The following is an 18231-nucleotide window of genomic DNA, read 5'->3' on the forward strand; positions in this document are numbered from 1 at the left end:
AGCTGATTTTTATTTTTTTGTCAAACGTATATCAAATGTAAGGGTTAACGATTGTTGTTAAATTAATATTTTTATTTTTATAAATATTTTTTTGATAAACGTTTGACATTTTTAAAATTTCGGGTATGATAAAGATGAAAAAACGGTTACACAAAAATGGAGGAGTATTTATATGAACCACAAAGAAGTTGCACAACGAATCGTTCAGGCGATTGGAAAAGATAATTTTGTCGCTGCTGCACATTGTGCTACACGTTTGCGTTTGGTCTTGAAAGATACAAAAGCAATCAATCAAACGGCATTAGATAATGATCCAGACGTTAAAGGAACATTTGAGACAAATGGTCAATATCAAATCATTATTGGCCCAGGGGATGTCAATAAAGTGTATGCTGAGTTAGTCAATATCGTACCGGTGAAAGAAGCATCAACTGAAGAATTAAAAGCTGTCGCTCAACATGGCAAACGTAAAAACCCAATCATGGACCTGATTAAGGTATTATCTGATATTTTTGTTTCGATTATTCCAGCTTTAGTTGCTGGTGGTCTATTGATGGCGTTAAACAATGTCTTGACTTCACCGAAATTGTTTGGACCAGAATCACTCGTTCAAATGTTTCCAGCGATTGCGGATCTAGCATCAATTATCAACTTATTGGCTTCAGCGCCGTTTGCGTTCTTACCGATTCTTGTTGGGTTCTCCGCAACGAAACGTTTTGGTGGGAATCCTTATCTAGGGGCTGCAATGGCGATGTCTATGGTCATGCCAATGCTTGTCAATGGCTATGATGTAGCCAAAACAATCGCAGATGGTTCGATGCCATTTTGGAATCTTTTTGGGCTACAAGTGGCTCAAGCAGGCTATCAAGGATCAGTGTTGCCGGTCTTAGCTGTATCGTATATCTTAGCGACGATCGAAAAGTATTTGCATAAAAAAATGCCATCGGTTTTAGATTTTACCTTTACACCGATGTTGTCGATTATTGCTACAGGATTCTTAACGTTTATTGCCGTAGGTCCGATCATGCGTGCCTTTTCAGATGGCCTAACTAATGGCTTGGTTTGGTTATATGATACAACAGGACCTTTTGGATTAGCGATCTTTGGGGCGTTTTACTCACCAATCGTGATTACAGGATTACACCAAAGTTTTCCAGCGATTGAAACGACGTTATTAGCTGATATTGCTAAAACAGGCGGCAGCTTCATTTTCCCAGTGGCGTCAATGGCCAATATCGCGCAAGGTGCAGCAACGCTCGCAATCTTTGTGGTTACGAAAAACGAAAAACAAAAAGGCTTGGCTTCTAGTGCGAGTATCTCGGCACTTTTAGGAATTACAGAACCAGCGATTTTTGGGGTCAACTTAAAATTAAAATTCCCCTTCTTTTGTGCGATGATCGCATCTGGAATTGCCAGTGCGTTTATTGGAATCTTCCACGTGTTAGCAAGTTCGCTCGGTTCAGCTGGTGTGATCGGTTTTATCTCGATTGCTCCAGGAGGATACGCTGGATTTGCGATTTCAGCATTAATTAGTTTTGTGATCGCCTTTACGTTAACATTTGTTTATGCGAAGAAAAAAATGGTTGAACCTTTAGTAGAAGCGACAGACAATGTAGCCGTTGAAATCAATGAAGATCCAATGCATGATGTAGCAGGGGTGAAAGATGAAACGATCACATCACCAGTTACCGGTTGCATCGTTGCTTTAAAAGAAGTCAATGATCCTGTATTTTCTACAGAAATGATGGGTAAAGGGTTTGCGGTTATTCCAGAAAGCAATACCGTAACGGCACCAGTTAGCGGGGTGTTAACTGTCGTTTATGATTCAAAACATGCATTTGGTATTCAATCCGATGATGGAGCAGAAGTGTTGGTGCATATCGGGATCGATACGGTGAATTTAGCTGGAGAGCATTTTGAAACCAATTTGACTCAAGGAGCGATTGTAAAGCAAGGACAAGTATTAGGGACGTTTGATAAAGCGGCGATCGTCGAAAAAGGATATGATCCAACAGTGATGACGATCATCACCAATACACCGGCTTATGCAAAAGTAGAATTGACTAAAGAAGGTCAAGTCAAAGAAAATACGCCAGTCTTATTGCTAACACAGCCAAGTTAACGTATATATGCATAAAAAATGAATGTTATTCAAATTTTGAAAGAGAATTTCCTAGGAAATTCTCTTTTTTTCATAATATCTTTATCATCTGACATTCTTTTGTTATAATAATTTTCACATAAAGGAAAAAGGAGCGAACTACATGACAATCTATAATTTTTCAGCTGGACCTGCAATCTTACCACAAGAGGTATTACAAAAAGCCCAAGCATCCTTATTGAACTATGAGGATAGTGGGATGTCCATAATGGAACTGAGTCACCGGTCCTCCTTATTTCTAGATGTGATCAACCAAGCAGAACAATTGTTACGCGATCTAATGAAAATTCCAGAAAACTATCGCGTACTTTTCATGCAAGGTGGTGCGAGTTTGCAATTTTCAATGATCCCCTTGAATTTTGCACAAAATAAAAAAGCATTATATGTGAACACAGGTGCGTGGGCCAAAAAAGCAATCCAAGCAGCGAAAATGGTGCCAACAGTCGAAGTCGACGTGATTGCAACTGGTGAAGCGACAAACTTTACCGCAATTCCTGAAATTCCTGAAACAGCTTTTGATCAAGAGGCTGCTTACGTGCATCTTACTACCAATGAAACGATTGGTGGGATTGCCTTTCAAACGATTCCTGACACGAAAGGGATTCCTTTGATCGCAGATATGTCATCAAATATTTTAAGCAACGACTATCAAGTAGAAGACTTTGCCATGATCTATGCGGGGGCACAAAAAAATATTGGGCCAGCTGGATTGACAGTCGTGATTATTCGAGAAGATTTCTTGAATACGACGCCAGCATTTGCACCAATGTTAGATTACGCAGTACAAGCAAAAAATGAATCGATGTACAATACACCACCAACATTTGCGATTTATATGGCTGGTTTAGTTTTTGAGTGGTTACAAGAAAATGGTGGTGTACCCGCTATCTTGAAAAAAAATCAAGAAAAAGCCAATTTATTATATGACGCTTTAGCGAAGTCAAACTTATTTTCAAGTCCGGTCGATCCGGCTTCACGCTCATTGACCAATATTCCATTTGTAACTGGTGATGATGCAATCGACAAAGCCTTTATTCAAGAAGCGACAGCTGCAGGTTTTGAAAACCTAAAAGGCCATCGTTCTGTTGGGGGCATGCGAGCAAGTTTATACAATGCTTTTCCGCTTGAAGGGGTTCAAGCATTAGTGGAATTTATGCACACATTCGAGCAAAAACAGGGGGAAAACTAGATGTTTCAGATTAAAACATTCAATGCAATTGCTTCAGAAGGTATGGAGCGTTTTGAAAAAGAGCTTTACGCGATCAATGAAAGTGAACAACCAGATGGAATTATCTTACGTAGCCAAAAATTACACGACTATGCTTTCCCTAAAAGCGTAGTCGCGGTAGCGCGTGCAGGAGCGGGAACCAATAATATTCCCGTTGACGAATGTACGAAAAATGGGATCGTGGTCTTCAATACACCTGGAGCCAACGCCAATGCCGTTAAAGAACTGGTCCTAACAAGTTTATTTATTGCCGTACGTCCTGTTGTACAAGGAATCGAATGGGTGCAACAACAAACTGAAGCAGATCTTGCTAGTCATGTAGAAGCCAATAAAAAACAATTTGCTGGTCATGAATTAGTTGGGAAAAAATTAGGGGTTATCGGTCTAGGGGCTATCGGTGCTATGGTTGCAAACGATGCATATCGTTTAGGAATGGAAGTAATGGGCTATGATCCTTATGTATCAGTGGATACAGCTTGGAGTATTTCACGTCGTGTCAAACGAGCGCAGGATATGGATGAAATTTTGAAAAACTGTGACTTTATTACTGTTCACGTACCTTTGATCGACAGTACGCGGAATATGATTGGCACGAAAGAGATTGTAGCGATGAAGAAAACCGCCCGCTTATTAAACTTCTCTCGTGGTGAAATCGTAGATACCGATGCGGTATTAAGTGCCATCGAAGCTGGAGAGATCGGTGGCTTTACAACTGACTTTGCCGAAGAACGTTTATTGCATCATCCAAATATTACTGTGTTGCCGCATTTGGGTGCGTCAACTGAAGAAGCTGAGATCAACTGTGCCAAAATGGCTGCTAGAACGTTGAAACGTTACTTAGAAACTGGGGTCATCAAAAATTCAGTCAATTTCCCAACGGTTGACATGTCTTTTCGTTCACCGGTACGGATTACCATCATTCATAAAAATATTCCCAATATGTTAGGACGCATTTCGTCTGCTATTGCGGAATTTTCAATCAATATCGACAACATGATCAATCGTGGTCGCGGCGATTTTGCGTATACGTTAGTCGATGTGACAGAAACGGATGAAACCGTGTTACAAGATGTATTGACACGTCTTGAAAGTAGTACAGATGTCGTGCGTGTTCGCATTATCAAAAATCAGGAGGTCATGTAATTATGGTTCAAGTTCGTCCGTTTCGTGCCATTCGACCAAAAGAAGAATTAGCTAAAGAAGTAGCCGTATTGCCATATGATGTCGTGGATAGCCAAGAAGCAAAAGAATATGCAAAGGGCAATCCTTACAGTTATTTTCACATCGACCGTGCTGAGATCGACCTCGATGATTTAGAAAGTCCTTATGAAGCACGTGTATATGAAAAAGCGGCTGCCAATTTAGCCAAATTTTTAGAAAATGGTTGGTTAAAACAAGAAGAAGAAGCGGCCTATTATTTATACCGTTTGACGATGAATGGACGGAAACAAACTGGGATCGTCGCTACAACATCGATCCAAGAATATTTAGATGGCAAGATCAAAAAACACGAGTACACTCGACCAGAAAAAGAAGTCGATCGGATGAATCATATTCGCGCATGTGATGCAGACACTAGTCCCATCTTTTTAAGTTACCGTCAAACAAAACCGCTAGAAACGATCATGAAAGAATGGCCACAAACGCACGTGCCTTTATATCGTTTCACAAGTTTTTACGAGGTGACACATGAAGTGTGGGCAATCGATGATGCGAGCGTAATCGCACAAATTGAAGCGGCCTTCGCAGAAGTTCCAGCGTTATATATCGCAGATGGGCATCATCGTACCGAATCAGCCGTTAAAATCGGACTTGAAAAACGAGAACAAGGAACGGCGACGCCAGAAAGTGAAGCCTTTTTAGCGATTTTATTCCCCGAAACGGAACTAGCGATTTACGAATACAACCGAATCATTAATGTTCCTGTTGAAAAAGCACAGTTATTTGAGCATTTAGCTAAAGTTTTTGAAATCAATGAAATTGGCTATCAAAAACCAAGTAAAAAAGGGGAGATCAATTTATTGATCGCCGATACTTGGTATCAATTAGTCGTTAAAGAAGCGTTGCGTTCAAGTGATCCGGCTGCTAGTCTGGATGTCGCTTATTTGCAAGAACATGTATTAACGCCATTATTTGGAATCGAAGACGTGCGGACAGATAAACGTATCGATTTTGTAGGTGGCATTCGTGGTGAACAAGAATTAGAGAAAAAAGTCGCAAGCCCAGATTGGGTCTTAGCATTTGAAATGTATCCTACACAAATGAGTGATTTATTAGGTGTGGCAGATGCAGGTGAGATCATGCCACCAAAATCGACGTGGTTTGAACCAAAATTACTAAGTGGTTTGTTTGTATATAGTTTAGCTTAAGTCAAAGAGGTTATGACAGAAGTGGCCGGCTCCAAGAAATCAACCGTTTATTCTGTTTTTAATAGGGTGTGACAGAGGTCTGTCACACCCTATTTTTTTATTTACAATTGCACTTGCTTTCAGAATATAGTATGCTAAAAAAGTGGTCTAGATCGAAAAAAGGAAATAGTTCACAAAAAAGTATAAAGGAGTGTGTTCCCTTGGAATGGATTAAATTAATTGGAATTTTGATTATTGTGGCAGGTTTTATTTTAAAACTTGATACGATCGCGGTCGTAATTGTAGCTGGCTTGGCCACAGCGCTAGTGTCAGGCTTAACACCGATTGAATTTTTAGAAACATTAGGACAAGCCTTTATTGATCAGCGCTTGGTAACGATCTTTTTTATTACTCTACCGTTGATTGGCTTATCAGAAGCACATGGATTAAAAGAACAGGCTGTGCGTCTAATCAAAGGGATCAAAGGGCTCACAACAGGTTCGTTTTTAACGATCTACTTGGCGATTCGTGAAGTTGCAGGCTTGTTTTCAATTCGTTTAGGCGGACAACCGCAATTTGTCCGTCCTTTGGTCCAACCAATGGCCGAAGCTGCAGCTGAAGCGAAATACGGAGAGATTACAGAAGGAGAAAAAGAAGTGATCAAAGGAAAATCAGCTGCTATGGATAATTATGGGAATTTCTATGGTCAAAATACTTTTTTAGCTGCTTCAGGAGTGCTACTGATTGTCAGTACACTAGACTCCTTAGGGTATAAAATTACAGGTTGGGATATCGCGAAAGCGTCGATGCCAGTTGCGATTATTGCCTTTATTTTTGTAGGAATCAGCAATTATCTATATGATCGTAAATTAGCGCGTACCTATAAAGAGCAAAAGGAGGAGAATTAGTGGAAACAGTGACGTTTTGGGATCAGTTGTTAGAATGGTTTTATATCTTGATTGGGTTGCAGTTGATGTACACGGGTGTGAAAGTTCTCCAACAAAAAGACAATACCAAGCGAATCGGTAGTGCGTTGTTTTGGTTTGATTTAGGCATTTTATTCACATTTGGCAAAGTGATTCCGCCAGTATTTGCTGGAGTATTGGTTGTTTTATTAGGTGTGATCACGATTTTTAAACAATTTAGTATCACGAAATTCCCGGATTTTTCAATGGAAAAATTGGAAGTTTCAGCTAAACGCTATGGCAATCGTCTCTTCATTCCGGTACTGTGTTTGGCGGTTATTTCGATGCTATTGGCAAAATTTATTCCTGCTTCAGGGAAAGTCGCAATTGGAGTGGCTGCTGTGATCGGGACGATTTTTGCTTGGATTATTTTTAAAGGTTCAGCAAAACAAACGATGCGTGAAAGCGACCGGATGATTCAAGCGATGGGAACTTCAGGGATCTTGCCTCAATTATTAGCGGCTTTAGGTGTGATTTTTACCGTTTCAGGTGTAGGGACGGTGATCTCGACGTTAATTAGTGGTGTGGTACCAGAAGGTAGTAAATTTTTTGGTGTCTTGGCTTATGTATTTGGGATGGTCTTTTTCACCATGATTATGGGAAATGCTTTTGCGGCATTTACTGTGATTACTGCAGGAATCGGGATTCCATTTGTGATTGCACAAGGAGCAGATCCTGCGATTGCTGGAGCATTAGCGATGACAGCGGGCTATTGTGGCACGTTATTGACCCCAATGGCAGCTAACTTTAATGCACTTCCTGCATCGTTGATGGATATGAAAAGTCCGTATGGCGTCATTAAGGAGCAGACCATTATTGCGTTATTGATGATCGTTGTGCACATTGTTTTGATGTATTTTTGGGCATTTTAAATTTAGGAGGAAAACTATATGCGTATTTTAGTAACTGGATTTGATCCATTTGGCGAGGATAGTACAAATCCTGCCATTGAAGCGGTGAAGAGATTGCCAGATGAAATTGCTGGTGTAACGATTACAAAATTAGAAATTCCAACAGTGTTTCATAAGAGCGCAGCAGTTGTCAAAGAAGCCTTAATGAAAACGGACTACGATTACGTATTATCTGTCGGGCAAGCAGGAGGTCGCTTTGACCTATCATTCGAACGAGTGGGGATCAATGTCGATGATGCACGAATCCCAGACAATGAAGGGCAACAGCCAATCGATGTCGCGATTCAAGCAGATGGACCAGCTGCTTATTTTGCTAAATTGCCAGTAAAAGCGATTGTAGCGGCAATCAAAAAACAGCAATTGCCAGCGTCTGTCTCCAATTCTGCCGGAACATTTGTCTGCAATCATATTTTATACCAAGTCCTACATTTGGCAGCCACTGAATTTCCGAACGTCAAAAGTGGATTTGTTCATGTGCCGTTTTTACCAGAACAAGTCGTGGATCGGGCAAATATGCCAGCGATGAGTTTGGATGATATCGTTAGAGGGTTGACGATTGCATTGGAAACGATCGTAGCCTATGATGGGAAAGCTGATGAAAAACAAATCGGCGGTACGACACATTAAAAAAAGAGGCTGTGCCAGAAGTGGGCAGCTCTAAAAAATAAGCCGCATCACACCGATAATAGATTCATCTATTTCGGTCATGATGCGGCTTATTTTCGAAGGAGTTACTTCTGGAACACCGTTTATTCAGTTTTTAGAGAATGTGATAGTTTTCTGTCACACTCCTTTATTATTCTGCTCGTAAGGCAATAGCAGCATCTTTTTTTGCAGCCATGCGGGCAGGTAAATGTCCACCAAGCATGGTTAGGATCGTGCTGATCACGATCAAGATTACCGCGTGCATTGGATTGAGTTGTGCGACATTTTGTAAATCAGTTAGATTCTCTAAGATTTGATTGATCGGAAACGTTGCAGCGTAAGCAATAGCAACGCCCAATACTCCAGAAGCTACACCCAAAATCGCTGTTTCAGCATCAAATACTCGAGTGATATCTTTTTTACGTGCACCTAATGCTTTTAAAACACCAATTTCTTTTGTTCGTTCCAATACAGAAGTATAGGTCAAGATTCCAATCATGATCATACTAGTGACTAGAGAAATTCCAGCAAATGCCACCAATACATATGTGATCGCATCCATTAATCCACCAGTTAGCTTGGTCATCGTACCGGCTAAATCGGTGTATAAGACCTGATCTGCTTTGTCTTTTCCTTTGTTGTAGTCATCTAGATACGTTAAGATTTTTTCTTTTGTTTTAAAGTTATTTGGATAAATATAGATGCTACTTGGTGTGGCATTTGCACCCAAGTAAGTCAACACTGCCGCTTTTTTGGTATCGTCTAGCGTTTCGTTCGTTAAAACATTCGTATTGCTTTTATCTTGTGCTTTAACGATTTCAGATTCTTTATTTTGTTTGATGACTTCTTGTGTTAGGGAATCACTATAGGCAATCCCTGGAGCTAACAGATCCATTGTTGCAGAGCTTTTGGCTTTTAAAATCCCTACGATTTTGAGTGTTTGATTTGCACTGTTGTCGTAAACCTTTTTCAAATCTTGATTTGGAATGAAGTTCCCAGTAGGTAGTTCTGTATAGTAAGCATTATTAAATGCTAATTTAACAGTTGTCCCTAAAATATTTTGATAGGATAATGACTCACCATTTTTGATATCAAAGCCCAGATTATTCAAAGCATTGACATTGGTTGTGCCGTTTTCATCTACGATTAAGACTAAATCATTTGGATTACTTGGATACTGGCCATCGACAACTTGATAATTTTGTTTCAAAAAGTTATCTTTTGATGGATCCAATTGATCAGGAAAGACCGAAATCCCGACACCAGTAGAAGCCGCAAAACCTCCAGCATTTTGACCATCTGTTTTTGCGTTAGAAAATTGAACTTGTTTGATCGTACCATCTACATCACGTAATAGATTCAAATTCGTTGACCGGCTAAAACTAACGTTATTGCTCCAATCTGGATTGATTTTCTTGATATAATCGACATATTCAGTAGATAAATCATTGGTATGCTGTGCTAGATCTTGTTCACTTGTTTTGGCTAGAACTTGATCTTTGCCAGCTTTTTTCTGTTTTTTGGTAGAAGCATTACTAAAAAGTTCGGTATTGTCTTGTGTGATTTGTGAAATCGTGACTGGAAATTGAGCAAGTGTTTCAGATTGTGTTTTATCAATTTGTTTTTGGAAACCATTGGATAAAGACAATACGATCGCGATACCGATGATCCCGATACTAGACGCGAATGAAGTTAAAAAGGTTCGTCCTTTTTTTGTCCGAATATTATTAAACGATAAGCGCAATGCCGTGAAAAAAGACATCCGAGTACGTTTTAATTCAAAATCGTTTATTGATTTTTCTTCATGATAAGGATTAGAGTCTGTTATGATTTTACCATCTGAAAATTCAATGATTCGATTGGCATATTCTTTTGCTAAATCAGGATTGTGCGTTACCATGATGACTAATTTTTCATGAGACAATTCTTGAATCAAGTTCATGATCTGCACACTTGTTTCAGAATCAAGTGCGCCCGTCGGTTCATCACATAATAGGATTTCAGGGTCATTTGCTAGCGCTCGTGCGATGGCGACACGCTGCATTTGACCACCAGAGAGTTGACTAGGTTTTTTATTGAGATGATCTTGTAACCCTACGCGCTCGAGTGCTTCTTGAGCACGTTTGCGACGTTCTTCTTTAGAAACACCACTGAGCGTCATGCCCAACTCGACATTATCTAAAATCCCTTGATGTCCAATCAAATTGTAGCTTTGAAAGACAAATCCGATCGAGTTGTTTCGATAAGCATCCCAATCAGTAAGCTTAAAGTTTTTGGTCGATTGCCCATTGATGATTAAATCCCCGCTATCGTATTGATCTAGGCCACCGATGACGTTTAACATCGTAGTTTTCCCTGAACCACTTGGACCTAAGATCGCCACAAATTCTTTTTTACGAAAGGCTACCGTTACACCATCTAAGGCGCGAGTTTCAGTTCCACCGACGTTGTAGTATTTTTTAATATCTTTTAAATTCAACATGCGCATACCCTTTTCTGTAGTTAGATTTTCATCCTTTATTAACATGATTGTAACGAATTTGAAAAAGTTATGCAAAAAAAGCATCCTTTTCTTTGAAAAGAAAGGGATGCTTAACAAATTATCCTTTGACTGAACCAGAGGTGATGCCTTCGACATAAAAACGTTGTAGATAAATGAAAAGTAAGGTGATTGGAATGGCAATCAAGACACAACCAGCTGTAAATGCCATGAAAAGCGAATTAGCAGTCGATTTAGTCATCATCGTAAATAATCCAATCGCGATCGTGTAACTTTCAACCTTATCGCCCATGATGATTTTTGCAAAGATGAAGTCCATCCAAGGAGCAGTGAAAGCCCCTAGTGCGGTAAATACGATAATGGGTTTAGATAAAGGTAAGGTGATTTTTGTGAAAATCTGCCATTTATTGGCACCGTCGATCATTGCTGATTCATCTAGAGCCATTGGGACAGTATCGAAAAATCCTTTCGCGATATAAAAGCCTAAGGCAGCTCCAGATGAGTAGACTAAAATCAAAGCAAATAAGCTACCTGTTAAATTCATCGCTTTTAAAATGTAATAGATCGCGATCATACTCATGAAACCTGGAAACATATTTAACACTAATGCGACTTTCAAAAATGGTTTACGGAGTTTAAAGCGTAAACGAGACAAGGCATAGGCCATTGCGATCGTAATCAAAGTCGAAAAGATACAGCTAAAGATCGAAACAAATAGCGTGTTAAAGAACCAACGAACAAAAGGGAAGTTACCGCTTGCGTTTGTTAACAAGACTTTATAATTATCTAAAGTGAACTCTTTTGGAATAATGTAAGGAACAAATGCGCCGCCTTCAGCACGAAAACTGGTCAAGACGATCCAAACAATCGGAAATAGCCAAAATATGGCTAAAACTGTTAATAAGACGTAAACGAAGGTCAGTGTACCACGTTCTTGTTTTTGATAACTATTTTTCTTCATCTTTTTACGCCTCCTTAAATGAATTGGTTCGTGTGTATGCGACTAGACTGAATACAGCAGATAAAATAAAGATCAAGATTCCGATAACGGAAGCTAAATTGTAATCGAGTGTTTTAACGGTCAAATTGTATAACCAAGTGACCAATAAGTCTGTCGATCCTGCACCATAGTAGTTCGAATTTGATGGTCCACCACCAGTTAGTAAGTAAATCACGTTAAAGTTATTGACGTTCCCGATAAATTGTTGGATCAACGCCGGTGTCATAATAAAGAGAATTTGTGGAAACGTGATGTTTCGAAAAATTTGAAATTTATTCGCACCGTCGATTCGTGCTGCTTCAATTTGATCTTGTGGCAAGTTTTGAATCACGCTTGTCGCAACAAGCATCGTTGCTGGAATCCCGATCCACATATTGACTAAGATAATCGAAATTTTTGCCATCGTTGGATCTGTTAAAAAGGGGATAGCAGAATCAATAATCCCCATTTTTAATAACAGCGCATTGATTGGACCAGCACCATTTAATAAGTTACGGACGATCAATAATGAAATAAATTGCGGCACAGCCATCGTTAAGACGAAAATCGTCCGCCAAGCTTTTTTGAATTTTAAGCCTTTAGTATTGATCAATAAAGCCAAAATGATTCCAAAAAAGAAGCATGTCACTGTCGCTGACACAGCCCAGATCAAGGTCCAACCTAAAACAGGGAAGAAGGTCGAAGCCATATCTCCAGTGATGACGTTACCAAAGTTTTTTAAACCGACCCAATGGAAAAGATTTTTAGGTGGTAAATGATTATGATCGTAGTTGGTAAACGCAATCGAGATCATATAAAGCAAAGGTAAGATCGTAAAGAATAAGACACCTAATAATGGAAGTGCCATTAAAGTAATATGAAAACGTTCGTTTAATAAGCTTGCTAGATCCTGTTTTGTCGTAGGAATCGCTTCGCCTGCTTGTTTTAACTCGTATAAATGACGTGTGCTTTTTAAATTAACGATATACAAAATGATGATGATCGCGCAGACTAAAACAGCCGCGATCCCAAATAAGAGCAGTAACATCGAATTGTCGCCTTCTTGGAGAACTCGAATTCCTAATGCTTCATCATAAACTAGACCCTGTTTTTTTGTCCCTAGTGTTACGAGCATGGCTAGGGCATGGATACCGTTACGAATTAACCAATAAATAAATCCGATTTCTGCAACTAAAAATAAACAGCCTTTTAACCATTGTTTATTGGCTAAGTTTGCCGCACCCATGATCAAGAAAGATAATTTTGTTGGCCAATCGCCTTTTGCAAATACCTCTTTAAAGGTTGCATGTTGTTCATATCTTTTCTTTTTGAACATCGCCTTTTCACTCACTTTCTTTTGGTATCGATCACTGGGTTACGTTAGCCAGTAATCCAAATTTGAAAAAAAGATTGACGCAAGGGGAATACTTGCGTCAAATTCTAGAATTATTCAGTCGTTTTTGAGATATCAGACACAAGTTTGTCTAATTTATCCATGTATTGATCTTCTTTGATTGAACCTTTGTAAGTATCGTTGATCAACGCATCCATTGCTGGCCAGAATGTATTCATTTCTGGAAGTTTTGGCATTACGACAGAATGTTCACTATCTGACATTTCGATTACGGCAGCTGTTACTGCATCAGAAGCAACTTTTGAGTCAGATTGTAACATTTTATTAGAAGGGACGATTCCAAATCCTTCAAATTCCTTCATTTGAGACGTTTCGTTTGAAAGGTAGTCTGCTAAAGTTAACGCGGCAACTGGTGATTTTGTTTGTTGGTTTACAGCGAATAGTTTTACTCCTAAGAAGGCTTTCATTTGTTTTTCGCCGCTACCAAAATCAATTTTTGGATAAGCTGCAACGGCCATGTTGTCTCCTAATGCTTTCTCTACGTCATTTTTAGACCAAGGACCAGATAAAAAGGCATCGGTTACGCCAGATTCAAGGTTTGATAGAGCTTCTGCTGAAGACTGTACGACACCTGGGTTACTTTTTTGCGCTGCGATCCATTTTAGAACTTCGACACCGTTTTCATTATTAAAATCAGTTCCTTTAACATCTTCACCGGTTTTACCGTATAACACATCGCCATTACTCATAAATAACGGAGCGAAGATATAGTTGGCACCGGCATCACCAAAGTTTGTACCAATTTTTCCTTTAGCCGTCATCTCAGCCCATGTTTTGACATCAGCTTCTGAAAGTTTCGCTTTATTGTAATACAAGACTTGTGATTCAACACCGTAAGGGAAGCCGTATAATTCATCTTTCCATGTTGCCCCTTCAACTGCAGAATCTACATTGTCTTTTTTCACGTTTTCAGCAAATTTTGTTTCTGTGAAAGGATAGAGTAGACCCGCATCTGCCATTTGTCCGATTTGATCATGAGGCATCATAAAGACATCCGCTGCAGCTCCTGGATCTTTGGATACATCTTGTTTGGCATCTGCAGAAGAACCTGCTGCGAGTTCAACTTTTACGTCTGGATATTCTTTTTCAAAATCTGCTACGATCCCTTTGAACATATCGACTTGTTCTGTGTCGACCCATAATTTGATATTGCCTTCAGGTTTTGCAGTACTCCCTTTGTCTGAAGAAGCGGTATCTTTTGTATCAGAAGATGAATTCCCGCATGCAGCAAGCAATAATGCGGAAGCGCTTAATATTACACCCGTAGTTAAGTACTTTTTCCAATTTGTCTTCATTTTCTCTGCCTCCAAAACTTGTTTTTTGTTTACACACACATTATGCAACCGTTTGCGAAAATAGTCAAGATGAAATCGATAAAAAAACAGATATATTTTTCGGTTATAAGAATAGTTATTTATTTTCATTCTATTTACTAGGCTTTTTTTCTGTATTTAAAATTTAAAATATACGCAACCGATTGCTGTTATTTGTTGAAAAAAAACGAAAGCTGTGGCATAATTTAGCCAAAACTTACTGAAATAGAATGGAGACTCGTCTATGAATACAGCTGCAATTTACCACTGACCAGAAAGCGAATATGCTTATCTTTATACTAAAGATCATATGCATATCAGATTACGAACAGCTAAAGGAGATATGAAGCGCGTGTACTTGATCAGTGGTGATCCTTATCTTTTAGATAAAGAAGCCTGGTGTAACGAACGTGAAGAGATGCAAAAAATCGGATCGACTTCGTTATACGATTACTGGTTTATTGAGAAAACAGCGTTGTTTCATCGCTTAAGTTACGGTTTTGAAGTAGAAGGTGTTGAGGGCATCAAGGCGTTTTATGGCGATCATGGCGTATATGCGGCTGTTGAACCATTTATTAGTATGCCGAATAATTATTTCCGCTTGCCATATTTTCATGAAGTAGACCGAGTGAAACCAATCGAATGGGTAAAAGAAACTGTTTGGTATCAAATTTTTCCAGAGCGATTTGCAAACGGGGATGTGACAAATGATCCAGATGGTACGTTGCCTTGGGGGAGTAAAAATCCCGATCGTGACGATTTCTTTGGTGGCGATTTGCAAGGGATCATTGATCATTTGGATTATTTAGAAGATCTTGGGATCAATGGGTTATACTTGTGTCCGATTTTTGAAGCACACTCCAATCATAAGTACGATACAATCGATTATTTAAAAGTCGATCCCGCTTTTGGCGATGAAGCCACGTTAAAAGAATTGATTACAAAGTGTCATGAGCGTGGAATTAAAATCATGTTGGATGCAGTATTTAATCATATCGGAGATACTTCACCACAATGGCAAGACGTTTTAGAAAATGGAGCAAATTCACGATATGCGAAATGGTTCCATATCCATGAATTCCCAGCAAGTTATACACCAGGTGATCACGATGAAGACGCTCGTGATTTAACGTACGATGTGTTCGCCTTTACGCCGCATATGCCGAAATTGAATACGGCAAATCCAGAGGTTCAAGAATATCTGTTAAATATTGCGACTTATTGGATCAAAGAATTTGATATCGATGCTTGGCGTTTGGATGTAGCCAATGAAGTCGATCATGCCTTTTGGAAGAAGTTTCGTGAAGCGTGTATGGCCGTCAAAGACGATTTTTATATTTTGGGTGAGATTTGGCATTCATCACAAAGTTGGTTACAAGGTGACGAATTTAGTGCTGTTATGAATTATGCGTATACAGATTCGATCAAAAACTATATGATCGAACATGCGATCGATAGTACAAAACTCGTTTCGGAATTAACGGATCAATTGATGTTGTATCGCGATCAAATCAATCAAATGCAATTTAACGTACTGGATTCTCATGACACGCCACGAATTCTAACGGAAACTAGAGGAGATAAAGATTTGATGCGTCAAGTAATGGCATTTACCTATCTTCAACCAGGTGTTCCTTGTATTTATTACGGCGATGAAATCGGGATGACAGGAGAGATGGATCCAGATTGCCGCAAGTGCATGGTGTGGGATGAGCAAGAACAAGATTTGGCATTGAAAGAATTTGTAAAAGAGTTGATCGCGCTACGTAAAGCCCATATTCCAACTTTATCAAACGGAAATTTAGTGTGGCAGATCGATGAACAATGTGAAGATCATCTATGTCTCACACGCCGTAATCAAGAGGTGAAGATCAAAGGGTATTTCAACTGCGGAACTATCGCGAAGACGATCACACAAACGGAAATTTTGATGCAAAATTTGGCGTATGAAAAAGAAACTCAAATCATTATCGAACCAAAAGGCTTTGTCATTACAATCGAAAAAGAGGTGGCAGATGCATAATACATGGTTTAAAGAAGCAGTAGGGTATCAAATTTATCCACGAAGTTTTCAAGATAGTAATCAAGATGGGATCGGAGATTTGCCTGGGATCATTCGTAGAATCCCGGAATTAAAGGCATTAGGAATCGACTTTATCTGGCTAAACCCAGTCTATGCTTCACCAAATGTGGACAATGGCTATGATATTTCAGATTTTAGAGCAATTCATCCTGATTTTGGAACGATGGCAGATATGGAAGAATTGATTGCTAGCGCCCATCGATACAACATCAAGTTGATTATGGATCTAGTCGTGAATCATACGAGTGATCAGCATCCTTGGTTTCAAGAAGCTCAAAAAAGTAAAGATAATCCTTACCGTGAGTTTTACCATTGGGTCGACGCGACAAAAGACACACCTCCAAATGATTGGCAAAGTTTTTTTGGTGGCTCGACTTGGACCTATCAAGAAAAGACTCAGCAAGCTTATTTTCATATCTTTGCTAAAGAACAACCAGATCTTAACTGGAAAAATGAAACGATGCGTCACGAAATCTATGACATGATTCGTTGGTGGCTAGACAAAGGAATTGACGGGTTTCGTTTAGATGCGATCAGCCATATCCAAAAAGAAGATTGGTCATTTACCATTACAGATAATCCTTGGGCTCCGTTTATGAACGTTAAAGGAATCGATGTTTATATGACAGAGTTAAAAGAAGTATTCGATGACTATCAATGTATGACGGTAGGAGAAGCGAGTGGGGTCAGTAGTAAAAAAGCAAAAGAATGGACCGATGACACCGGATATTTGGATATGATCTTTGAATTAGAACACATGGTTAGAAAAGGTAAAAAAGGTGAAGAGCGCGTGGATCCATTTGGCTTTAAACAAGTCATGATGCGTTGGCAAGAAGATTTGCAACCAATCGGATGGAATGCGTTGTATTTGGAAAATCATGATTTACCAAGAAGTATTTCGATTTTTGGTGATGGATCGATTCATTCTGCGAAGGCTTTAGCAATGGGCTATTTCTTTTTGCGTGGTACACCCTTTATTTATCAAGGTCAAGAATTAGGGATTGAAAATTATCCCTTTACATCAATTGATCAAGTCAATGGACAAGATACGATTGCATTTTATCAACGATTGCGACAAACTGAATCTAAAGATGAGGCGCTAAAACAAGCCTTAAACTTTTCACGTGATCATTCTCGCACACCGATGCAATGGGATGAAACAAAATATAGTGGCTTTTCAACGGTCACGCCTTGGCTAGCAGTGAATCCTGATTACAAAGAACGCAATCAACAAAACGAGGCAAATGATCCGAGCAGTTTATGGAATTTTTACCGTCAGATGATTGTTTTACGTAAACAAGAACCTGCATTATTAGGCGGTGAGATTCGCTTTTTATTGCCAGAACATCCAGCATTATTTGTTTATCTGCGTCAAGCGAATACTCAACAGGTGATCGTATGTGTGAATTTGACCGATCAATTCATCGATGCAAAATTACCTGCATCGATTTGTAAAAAAGGAAAGTGTTTGTTAACGAACCAAACGCGCTATGATCAGTTACAACAAAAAATGACGTTTGCGCCATTTGATGGATATGTGATCCAAATAAGCGATTAAAAAGGGCTCTTTGTCAAATGATGTTGGTGAAGAGAAATCTTAGAATTATTGGAGATCAAGAGGATTATTTCCTCTTGATCTTTTTTAGTTTAAAAGCAATGCACTACCGTGACGAATCATGATACG

Annotated in this window: 12 protein-coding genes and 1 pseudogene; 9 read left to right on the forward strand and 4 right to left on the reverse strand. The window is 39.2% G+C overall.

Translation table 11 applies throughout. The features are described from left to right. Positions 1–172: 172 nt before the first annotated feature. The 7 genes from ACWOEC_RS10270 (at position 173) to pcp (ending at position 8240) form a co-directional block, all read left to right on the forward strand. On the forward strand, positions 173–2122 hold the full coding sequence (locus ACWOEC_RS10270; protein WP_455307985.1) for a sucrose-specific PTS transporter subunit IIBC: 1950 nt from the start codon (positions 173–175) through the stop codon (positions 2120–2122). 142 nt (positions 2123–2264) lie between these two features. Next, complete coding sequence (gene serC / locus ACWOEC_RS10275) at positions 2265–3350, forward strand: 3-phosphoserine/phosphohydroxythreonine transaminase (RefSeq protein ID WP_455307987.1); 1086 nt, start codon at positions 2265–2267, stop codon at positions 3348–3350. Continuing rightward, entirely contained in the window at positions 3351–4532 is a 1182-nt protein-coding gene (locus ACWOEC_RS10280; protein WP_455307989.1) for a phosphoglycerate dehydrogenase, read from the forward strand. Between the two features lie 2 nt (positions 4533–4534). Then, positions 4535–5758 carry a DUF1015 domain-containing protein gene (locus tag ACWOEC_RS10285; RefSeq protein WP_455307991.1) on the forward strand — a complete coding sequence of 408 codons (1224 nt, stop codon included), beginning with the start codon at positions 4535–4537 and terminating at the stop codon, positions 5756–5758. A 200-nt stretch (positions 5759–5958) separates the two neighbouring features. Beyond that, positions 5959–6645: a DUF969 domain-containing protein gene (locus ACWOEC_RS10290; RefSeq protein ID WP_455307993.1), complete on the forward strand. Its 687-nt coding sequence runs from the start codon at positions 5959–5961 to the stop codon at positions 6643–6645. Continuing rightward, the gene (locus tag ACWOEC_RS10295) at positions 6645–7574 is read left to right on the forward strand and encodes a DUF979 domain-containing protein (RefSeq protein WP_455307995.1); all 930 of its coding nucleotides are present in this window, start codon (positions 6645–6647) and stop codon (positions 7572–7574) included. The genes ACWOEC_RS10290 and ACWOEC_RS10295 overlap by 1 nt, the downstream gene beginning before the upstream one ends. 18 nt (positions 7575–7592) lie before the next feature. Then, complete coding sequence (gene pcp / locus ACWOEC_RS10300) at positions 7593–8240, forward strand: pyroglutamyl-peptidase I (protein ID WP_455307997.1); 648 nt, start codon at positions 7593–7595, stop codon at positions 8238–8240. A gap of 169 nt (positions 8241–8409) precedes the next feature. On the opposite strand, the gene ACWOEC_RS10305 is transcribed toward pcp, so the two are convergent. The 4 genes from ACWOEC_RS10305 to ACWOEC_RS10320 all read right to left on the reverse strand — a co-directional run bounded on the left by ACWOEC_RS10305 (position 8410) and on the right by ACWOEC_RS10320 (position 14446). Then, complete coding sequence (locus ACWOEC_RS10305) at positions 8410–10740, reverse strand: ABC transporter ATP-binding protein/permease (protein ID WP_455307999.1); 2331 nt, start codon at positions 10738–10740, stop codon at positions 8410–8412. Between the two features lie 118 nt (positions 10741–10858). Further along, positions 10859–11719 (reverse strand): sugar ABC transporter permease, encoded by an 861-nt coding sequence (locus ACWOEC_RS10310; protein ID WP_297076689.1) that lies wholly within the window; start codon positions 11717–11719, stop codon positions 10859–10861. Positions 11720–11723: 4 nt separating this feature from the next. Beyond that, positions 11724–13073, reverse strand: a complete 1350-nt coding sequence (locus ACWOEC_RS10315) for a carbohydrate ABC transporter permease (RefSeq protein WP_297076692.1) — start codon at positions 13071–13073, stop codon at positions 11724–11726. 110 nt (positions 13074–13183) lie between these two features. After that, on the reverse strand, positions 13184–14446 hold the full coding sequence (locus tag ACWOEC_RS10320) for an extracellular solute-binding protein (protein WP_455308000.1): 1263 nt from the start codon (positions 14444–14446) through the stop codon (positions 13184–13186). A gap of 262 nt (positions 14447–14708) precedes the next feature. Between ACWOEC_RS10320 and ACWOEC_RS10325 the strand changes: the two are divergent. Together ACWOEC_RS10325 and ACWOEC_RS10330 are read left to right on the forward strand one after the other, a co-directional pair. Beyond that, positions 14709–16487, forward strand: a pseudogene (locus tag ACWOEC_RS10325) (glycoside hydrolase family 13 protein). Further along, positions 16480–18105 carry a glycoside hydrolase family 13 protein gene (locus tag ACWOEC_RS10330; protein ID WP_455308003.1) on the forward strand — a complete coding sequence of 542 codons (1626 nt, stop codon included), beginning with the start codon at positions 16480–16482 and terminating at the stop codon, positions 18103–18105. The pseudogene ACWOEC_RS10325 and the gene ACWOEC_RS10330 overlap by 8 nt, the downstream one beginning before the upstream one ends. Positions 18106–18231 lie beyond the last annotated feature (126 nt).

The organism is Enterococcus bulliens (assembly GCF_053761865.1).